We start from the raw sequence: 7,482 nt of genomic DNA on the forward strand, positions 1-7,482 counted from the left end.
CCTCAACAACAGCAATGGAGTGTTATCCGATGAACGGCGACAAGCATGCATCTCCGGTTTCCGCCGGCCCCACGGAGCGCGGCCGCATCGAGAAGTGCCTCAGAGCCCACCCCGGCGTGCGGGACGCCGTTGTCGTCCCGCTCCGGCTCCGGGGAAAGGCCGAAATGATCGCCTGCGTCGTGCCCGACGCCGATCCCCCAGCCGGCGCCCTCCTGCGGCCGGAGGCACTGCTGTGTGCCCTTCGTGCGGAACTTCCCGCCGAGCCGTTGCCCGGGTTCTTCCACTTCCTGGAGCAGGTTCCCCGCAACGCCGACGGGGCAGCCGACCCGCTGGAGCTGATGCGCAAGGTGCCGTTGCACGCCTTGACGCCCGTCGAGGACGTGCCCGCTGACGATCTGGTGCGTTGCTGGGTCGAGGCATTGGGCGCCCCTCCGCCCGGAGCTGACGTCGGCTTCCTGCAGGCCGGTGGGCACAGTCTGGCAGCGATTCGGCTGTCGGGAAGCATCGCGCGCCGCTGGGGAGTACGCATCCCCCTGACCGCCTTCCTCCGTGACGACATTTCCTTGACGGAGTTGCGTCGGCACCTGCCCGCCGGAGCGCCGCACGCGCGCGCCGCGGTGGCGCGCCGCCCCGACCCCTCGCGGGCCGCACTGTCGCCGGATCAGCGCCGTATCTGGATGACCCAGCTGATCTTCCCGGACTCCCCTGCCTACAACGTCATCGGCGCCCTCGACTGCCGGGGAGGGGTCGACCCGACGGCCCTGGAGAAGGCGTGGCACCGGCTCGTCACGCAGTACGAAGTCCTGCGGACGACGGTCGAGGACGACGGCGGTGGCCTGTATCAGTGCGTTCACGACGATATGACACCGTCGCCGGGGACTTTCCGGCATCGCACGGTGCCGCCCGCCGGCAACGGCTGGGACGAGCAGGTCAGCTCCTTCGCAGGTGACCTCGCAGACCTCCCCTTCGACTCCGGCCAGCTCCCGCGCGCGGTACTGGGCCTGCTGACGGAGACCGGCGCCGAACGATTCGCTGTGGTGCTGGTCATGGACCATCTGATCTCCGACATGGCCTCGTTGGATCTGATGTGGGACGCACTGGGCGAGCATTACGCCGTGGAGAGCGGGGCCCGCCAGGCAAGCGGCGAGGTGCTTCAACCGATCCAGTACGGTGACCTCATAGCCGCCATCGAAGACGACCCCGGGCACCGCGCGCGGTCTCTCGCTTTCTGGCGCTCCACCCTGTCGGGTGCGGCTTCGGAATTCCGGCTGCCCTTTCAGGCCGCTCGGCCCGAACGTCCCTCTTTCCGGGGCGCGGCTGTCACCGAAGAGCTTCCGGACGACGTTTCACGGCAGTTGAGACAGCTCGGCAAGGCGAGGAGGGTTAGCCCGGCCATGCCGGTTCTGGCGTCCTACGCGCACGTCCTCGCGCGGTGGGGGCAGCAATCCGATGTCGTGATCGGCGTTCCTGTCTCGGGCCGTGAGAGCGAGGATGCCCAGGAGACCGTCGGATTCTTCATGCGCACGGTACCCCTGCGCCTTCGGGTACCGGCCGGCCCTTTGGACGCGGAACTCGTGGAAACGGTGGCCGACGCGCTACTGTCCGCGGTGGAACACAGCTCCGTCCCCTTCGACGAGATCGTCGCCGCAGTCGGCGCTCCGCGTGATCTGGCCCGTAACCCCCTGTTCCAGGTCTGGTTCAACGATGTGACCCAGGCAGCGTCCCGCACCTCGTTCGGCGCGCACCAGTCCAGGGCCGTCACGCCCCGCGTCCGCTGGTCCCTCTTCGACCTCGGCCTGTACGTACACCGGGCGCCGAGCGGCACCTACCGGCTGGAGCTCGCCTACGCCACCGATCTGTGGCACGAAGCGACCGCGCGTCGGTTCCTGACCCAGTGCGTATCGGACTTGCGGTCACTGGTGACATTCGACAAGCCACCGGCCGGCGGCTGACCCCGCCCCGCGCAGCATCGCTTCTCTACTTCCACCACCGCAATTCCCATACCAGGAGGAGTACCGGCATGGCGGCAGGAACTCACCACACGGTCGTCGTCAACGCTGCAGGTCAGCATGCGCTGTGGCCCGCCGAACGCACCGTCCCGGCCGGCTGGCACGCCGTCGGTGCGCACGGCACGCCGGACGAATGCGTGGCGTTCGTCGACCGCGTCTGGAAGGACATACGTCCGACGGTCGCAGCCAATCCCCCGACGGGGCCACTCTCCGTGCACGATTGCTTCGCCGCCTGGGCGGCTCGGTTCCCCGACGCCGTTGCGGTGGAATTCCGGGGCCGCCGGCTCACCTATGCGGATCTGGATCGCCGCGCCAACCAGCTCGCTCACCGGCTGCTCGGCCTTGGCGTACATCCTGAGTCGCGGGTCGCCGTGCTTCAAGAGCGTTCCGCCGACCTCATCGTCTCACTACTGGCCGTGCTGAAGGCCGGCGCCGCATACGTGCCCCTCCACTCCGGCTATCCCGTCAACCGCATGGCGCTGGTCATGGACGATTCGGCCGCCTCTGTCGTCTTGGTGGACAGGGCTTCCCAAGAGCTCGGCTTCGCACACGAAGCCCAGGTGGTCGTGGTCGACGACCCCGCAAGTGGACTGGCCGCCGAGCCGGAGACGGCACCCGGCGTTCCGAGTGACGGTACGGCACTGGCGTACGTCATCCACACTTCCGGCTCGACCGGCACACCGAAAGGTGTCGCCGTGACGCACCGCTCGGTGGTCGACTTCGCCACGGACAGCTGCTGGGCCGATGGCGCCCACCGGTCCGTCCTGTTCCACGCCCCGTACGCCTTCGACATCTCGACGTACGAGTTGTGGATTCCCCTGCTGAACGGCGGCAGGATCGTCGTAGCTCCGCCCGAGCCCCTCGACGGGCCGCGCCTGTACGAACTTCTGGAGCAGCACTCCGTGACCGCAGTTCACCTGACAGCGGGCTTCTTCGGAGCCGTCGCCGACCAGTTGCCCGAGTGCTTCTCCTCCGTGCGCGAAGTTCTCACCGGAGGCGACGTGGTGGCGCCCAGCGGTGTCCGCCGTGTGCTGGAGAGCTGCCCCGCAACTCGCGTCCGGCATCTGTACGGGCCGACGGAGACCACTTTGTTCGCGACGCACTGCGTGCTGACCGAGGCCCGGCACGCGGACGGTCCGCTGCCGTTGGGGACGCCCCGCGAGGGGGTGCGGATCCACGTCCTGGACGAACGTCTTGAGGCGGTGCCGGACGGGGCATCCGGCGAACTGTTCATCGGCGGCAGCGGCGTGGCCCGCGGATATCTCGGAAAGCCAGGTTTGACGGCTGAACGCTTCCTCCCCGACCCGTACGGTCCTCCCGGCAGTCGTATGTACCGCACCGGCGACATGGTGCGGATCGATCCCGGCGGCCGGCTCGCATTCCTCGGTCGCCAAGACAACCAGGTCAAGATCCGTGGGTACCGGGTGGAACTCGGCGAAGCCGAGTCGGCCTTCGTCCGCCTGCCCGGAGTGAGCCGGGCCGCCGTCGTCGCCACACCGGATCCGCACGGCGGCAAGGACTTGGTCGCCTACATCGTCTTGGATGCGGGCAGTGCCCTGTCCGACGACGACGTGCACCGGATGATCTCCGCGGAACTCCCGGCGTACATGGTCCCCGGCGTCATCGTCCTCCTCGACGAGTTGCCGCTGACTCCGAACGGAAAGACCGACCGCTCGAACTTGTCGCCGCACTAGGCGCCGCGCCGGAAGCATTCTCCGGAGATTCACCTCCCTCACGCCGCAGGCCGAGGGAACCTTTCGACACAGTAAGTGGAGCACTACCTCATGACTTCTTCTTTCGCTGGGCTCACGACCCAGTCGTCGCCGATCGCCGATGCCTCGCTCGATCACGTCGAATTCCACGTCGAGGACATCACCGAAGCCGTCAGCCGTTTCGTCGAGGGCTACGGATTCCACGTCGCCGTGCCCGTCACGCGCAGCAGCGGCGGCGACCATCTCTTCGCGATGCTGCGCCAGGGCCGCATCAGGTTCCGTGTCGTCCAGGCCCTTACGGCGGAGCATCCTGCCCGGGCGTTCACCGAGGTCCATGGAGACGGCGTCGCCTCCGTCGCCCTAGGTGTGACGGATGTCCCCTCGGTGTACTCACACCTCATGATCCGCGGGGCGGTCTCGGCGCAGGAGCCCACCGAGGACGATGGCCGCACCACCGCCGCCGTGGTCGCCTTCGGGAACGTGACCCACCGGCTCGTGGAGCGTGACGAACATGTCGGCAGCGCGCTGCGGGACGTCGGCTTCGCCGGGCTGAAGGAGGTCGACCACTTCGCCGTGTGCCTACCGGAGGGGCAGCTCGCCGACTGCGTCCACTACTACACCGACGTGTTCGGCATGAACGTGGTCTTCGAGGAGAACATCAGCGTCGGCCCGATGGGGATGAACTCCGGCGTGGTACAGAACGTGTCGCACAGCCTCACCCTCACCTTGATCGAGCCGGCGCCGCAGGCCGAAGCCGGGCAGATCGAGGCGTTCCTGATACGCCACGGGGGCGCAGGCGTCCAGCACATCGCCTTCACCTCGGACGACATCGTTCGGTCCGTACGCGACATGAAGGCGGCGGGCACGGCGTTCCTCACGACCCCCACGTCGTACTACGCGCTGCTGGCCGAGCGGCTCACCCCTCGGATCCACTCGGTGGACCAGCTGCGGGAAGGGAACATCCTTGTGGACGAAGACCACGACGGTCAGCTCTTCCAGATCTTCACCGCTTCCGAACACCCGCGTAACACGCTCTTCTTCGAGGTGATCGAACGGCTCGGGGCGCGCACTTTCGGCAGCAACAACATTCGCGCGCTGTATGAAGCGGTCGAACACCAGCGGGCTCTCGAAGCGGCGGCCCGATGACCTCGGCTGCCCAGCACGCCTTGTGCACGCCGTCGGAGGCCCTTTCCGTAGCCGACTTCGAAGGGCGGGCGCGTAACGCTCTGGACGGTGAGGTCTGGGACTGGCTCGCCGGGGGCGCCGAGCGGGAGCGAACGCTGGCAGCCAACCGCGTGGCGCTCGACCAGACCGCCGTCGTCCCTCGCGTGCTCACCGATGTAGCGCTCTGTGACACCGCGGCCTCGCTGCTCGGCAGGCCTTCCGCCCTTCCGGTGGCCGTGGCGCCGGTGGCCTACCAGCGGCTCTTCCACCCAGCGGGCGAAGGCGCGGCCGCGCGCGCGGCCGCGGCGGCCGGCGTGCCGTTCATCGTCAGCACCCTGAGCAGCACATCACTCGACGAACTGAGCGAGACAGGGGCCGAGTTGTGGTTTCAGCTGTACTGGCTCAAGGACCGGGGCAGGGTCCTGCGACTGGTCCGCAGGGCCGAGGAAGCCGGCTGTCACGCACTCGTGGTCACGGTGGATGTGCCCGTCATGGGACGGCGTTTGCGGGACGCCAGGAACGCCTTCGCCCTGCCGCCCTCCGTGCGTGCCGTGCTTCTCGACGAGACGGGGCCTCCCCTGGCCCACCGGCGTACGGCGGGCGCGTCGGCTGTCGCCGTGCACACCTCCGTCACCTTCTCCCAGTCCGTCACCTGGGCGGATCTCGCGTGGCTGCGGCAGCAGACACGCCTTCCCCTGGTGGTCAAAGGCGTCCTGGACCCCGAAGACGCCGCGCTCGCCGCCGAAACGGGGGCGAGCGCGGTGGTGGTGTCCAACCACGGCGGACGCCAGCTCGACGGCGCCGTGCCGACCGCCGTCGCGCTTCCGCGCATCGTGAAGCGGCTCGCCGCCATGAAGGCGGACCACTGTCAGGTTCTCGCCGACAGCGGCGTGCGAAGCGGCTCCGACACGCTCACGCTTCTCGCGCTCGGCGCCCGTGCGGTGCTGCTCGGTCGGCCGATGATCTGGGGCCTGGCCGTGGACGGCGAGCAGGGGTGCCGGGAAGTCCTCGGGCTCTTTGGCACCGAGCTCCGTCACGCCATGCAGCTGGCGGGCTGCCCGACCGCACAGGCCGCACGCCAACTGCGTACGGTGCAGATTCCTCGTTCGTACGGGAGTGATACCTGATGCCGACGCCCCAGACACCCGACCTGCTCCTGGTCGATCTGCACGGTTCGTTGTGCGATCCGGCGATGAATTCGATGAACTTCCTCAATGAGATCGCTGAGCGGTACCCGAAGGCGATTTCCTTCGCGGCAGGACGCCCGACCGAGGCGTTCTTCGACACAGAGGACGTCCATCTCTACCTCGACCGATACACCACCTATCTGCGGGACGACAGGGGCATGAGGCCTGATGAAGTCCGGCGAGCGCTGCTTCAGTACGGCCCGACCAAGGGCATCATCGCCGAACTGGTGTGCGGTCACCTGGCAAAGGATCAGTGCATCGAGGTGCCCATCCAGTCGATTGTCATCACCGCCGGTTGCCAGGAGGCACTGTTCCTGGCCCTACGGGCGCTCAAAGCAACGTCCGAGGACATTGTTCTCGCAGTGTCGCCGACCTATGTTGGCCTTGCTGGTGCCGCTCGTCTCTCGGAAATGCCCGTGTGGCCCGTGCGCAGCGGACCGCTCGGCATCGACCTCGATGATCTGGACCGGCAAGTGGCGACGGCACGCCACGACGGACTTCGTCCCAGGGCTCTGTACGTGATCCCGGACTCGGCAAACCCGACAGGTATCAGCATGGACGCCCGTACCCGCCGCGCCCTGCTCACCAGGGCGTCACAGCATGGGTTGCTGGTACTCGAGGACAGTGCGTACAGCGTCTACGCGGGACCGACTCTGGCTCCCTCGCTGAAGTCGCTGGACACCGGTCGGACCGTCATCCAACTGGGGTCGTTCGCAAAGACGTCGATCGCGGGGGCCCGTGTTGGCTATGTCGTCGCAGACCAGCTGACCTCCTCCGGGCCCGACGGCGCCACGGGCCTGCTTGCCGATCACCTCTCGGTGCTCAAGAGCATGCTCACGGTCAACACGTCACCGATCGCCCAAGCCGTTGTCGGCGGATCCTTGTTGGATCACGGGTTGAGTCTGCGTGCCAGGAATCACCGGGAGATTGCACTCTACGACCGCAATCGCCAGCTGATGCTGGAAGGGCTTTCCCGCCGCTTCGGGGAGGGTAATGAAGTCAGTTGGAACAGCCCTGACGGAGGATTCTTCCTCACCCTCACTGTTCCGTTCGAGGCGACCGACGAAGTCCTGGAACACTCCGCTCGTGAACACGGACTGCTGTGGACGCCGATGGCCTATTTCTACGGTGACGGTGGCGGCCTGAACCAGATACGCCTATCGTACAGCCAGGTGACACCGCAACAGATCGAGAGGGGGCTCGACCGCCTCGGGGCTTTGCTGAACGGCTGCCACCATGGCAGGCCCTTCGGGGTAGCTGGACGGCTCTGACACACCGATCAGTGACAGTGCCCGGTCGGCAGCGGCCCTGTCCTGGTGACTCTCAGGGCCCCGGCGAGTGCCTGGATCACCCCAGGGTGGGGCGATCCAGGCACTCGCCGGGGCCCAGGCCTAACCCCACCCACCCCCC

At 67.6% G+C, this 7,482-nt stretch carries 5 protein-coding genes and 1 pseudogene; all 6 read left to right on the top strand.

What is annotated here, in order from left to right; all coding sequences use genetic code 11:
- Positions 1 to 29 precede the first annotated feature (29 nt).
- Positions 30 to 305, top strand: a pseudogene (locus ACH4EB_RS36480) (hypothetical protein); the annotation flags it as partial.
- Between the two features lie 33 nt (positions 306 to 338).
- Positions 339 to 1,952 (top strand): condensation domain-containing protein, encoded by a 1,614-nt coding sequence (locus ACH4EB_RS36485; protein ID WP_398352720.1) that lies wholly within the window; start codon positions 339 to 341, stop codon positions 1,950 to 1,952.
- Positions 1,859 to 3,703, top strand: coding sequence for an amino acid adenylation domain-containing protein (locus ACH4EB_RS36490; protein ID WP_398352713.1), 1,845 nt, complete (start codon positions 1,859 to 1,861; stop codon positions 3,701 to 3,703). Before ACH4EB_RS36485 ends, ACH4EB_RS36490 begins: the two co-directional genes overlap by 94 nt.
- Before the next feature lie 90 nt (positions 3,704 to 3,793).
- Positions 3,794 to 4,867: a 4-hydroxyphenylpyruvate dioxygenase gene (gene hppD, locus ACH4EB_RS36495; RefSeq protein WP_398352714.1), complete on the top strand. Its 1,074-nt coding sequence runs from the start codon at positions 3,794 to 3,796 to the stop codon at positions 4,865 to 4,867.
- A complete protein-coding gene (locus ACH4EB_RS36500) occupies positions 4,864 to 6,012 on the top strand; it encodes an alpha-hydroxy-acid oxidizing protein (RefSeq protein WP_398352716.1) in 1,149 nt (382 codons plus the stop codon). Before hppD ends, ACH4EB_RS36500 begins: the two co-directional genes overlap by 4 nt.
- The gene (locus ACH4EB_RS36505; RefSeq protein WP_398352717.1) at positions 6,012 to 7,343 is read left to right on the top strand and encodes a PLP-dependent aminotransferase family protein; all 1,332 of its coding nucleotides are present in this window, start codon (positions 6,012 to 6,014) and stop codon (positions 7,341 to 7,343) included. Before ACH4EB_RS36500 ends, ACH4EB_RS36505 begins: the two co-directional genes overlap by 1 nt.
- Positions 7,344 to 7,482: the final 139 nt, after the last annotated feature.

This window comes from Streptomyces sp. NPDC018045 (assembly GCF_044327445.1).
Taxonomy (GTDB): domain Bacteria; phylum Actinomycetota; class Actinomycetes; order Streptomycetales; family Streptomycetaceae; genus Streptomyces.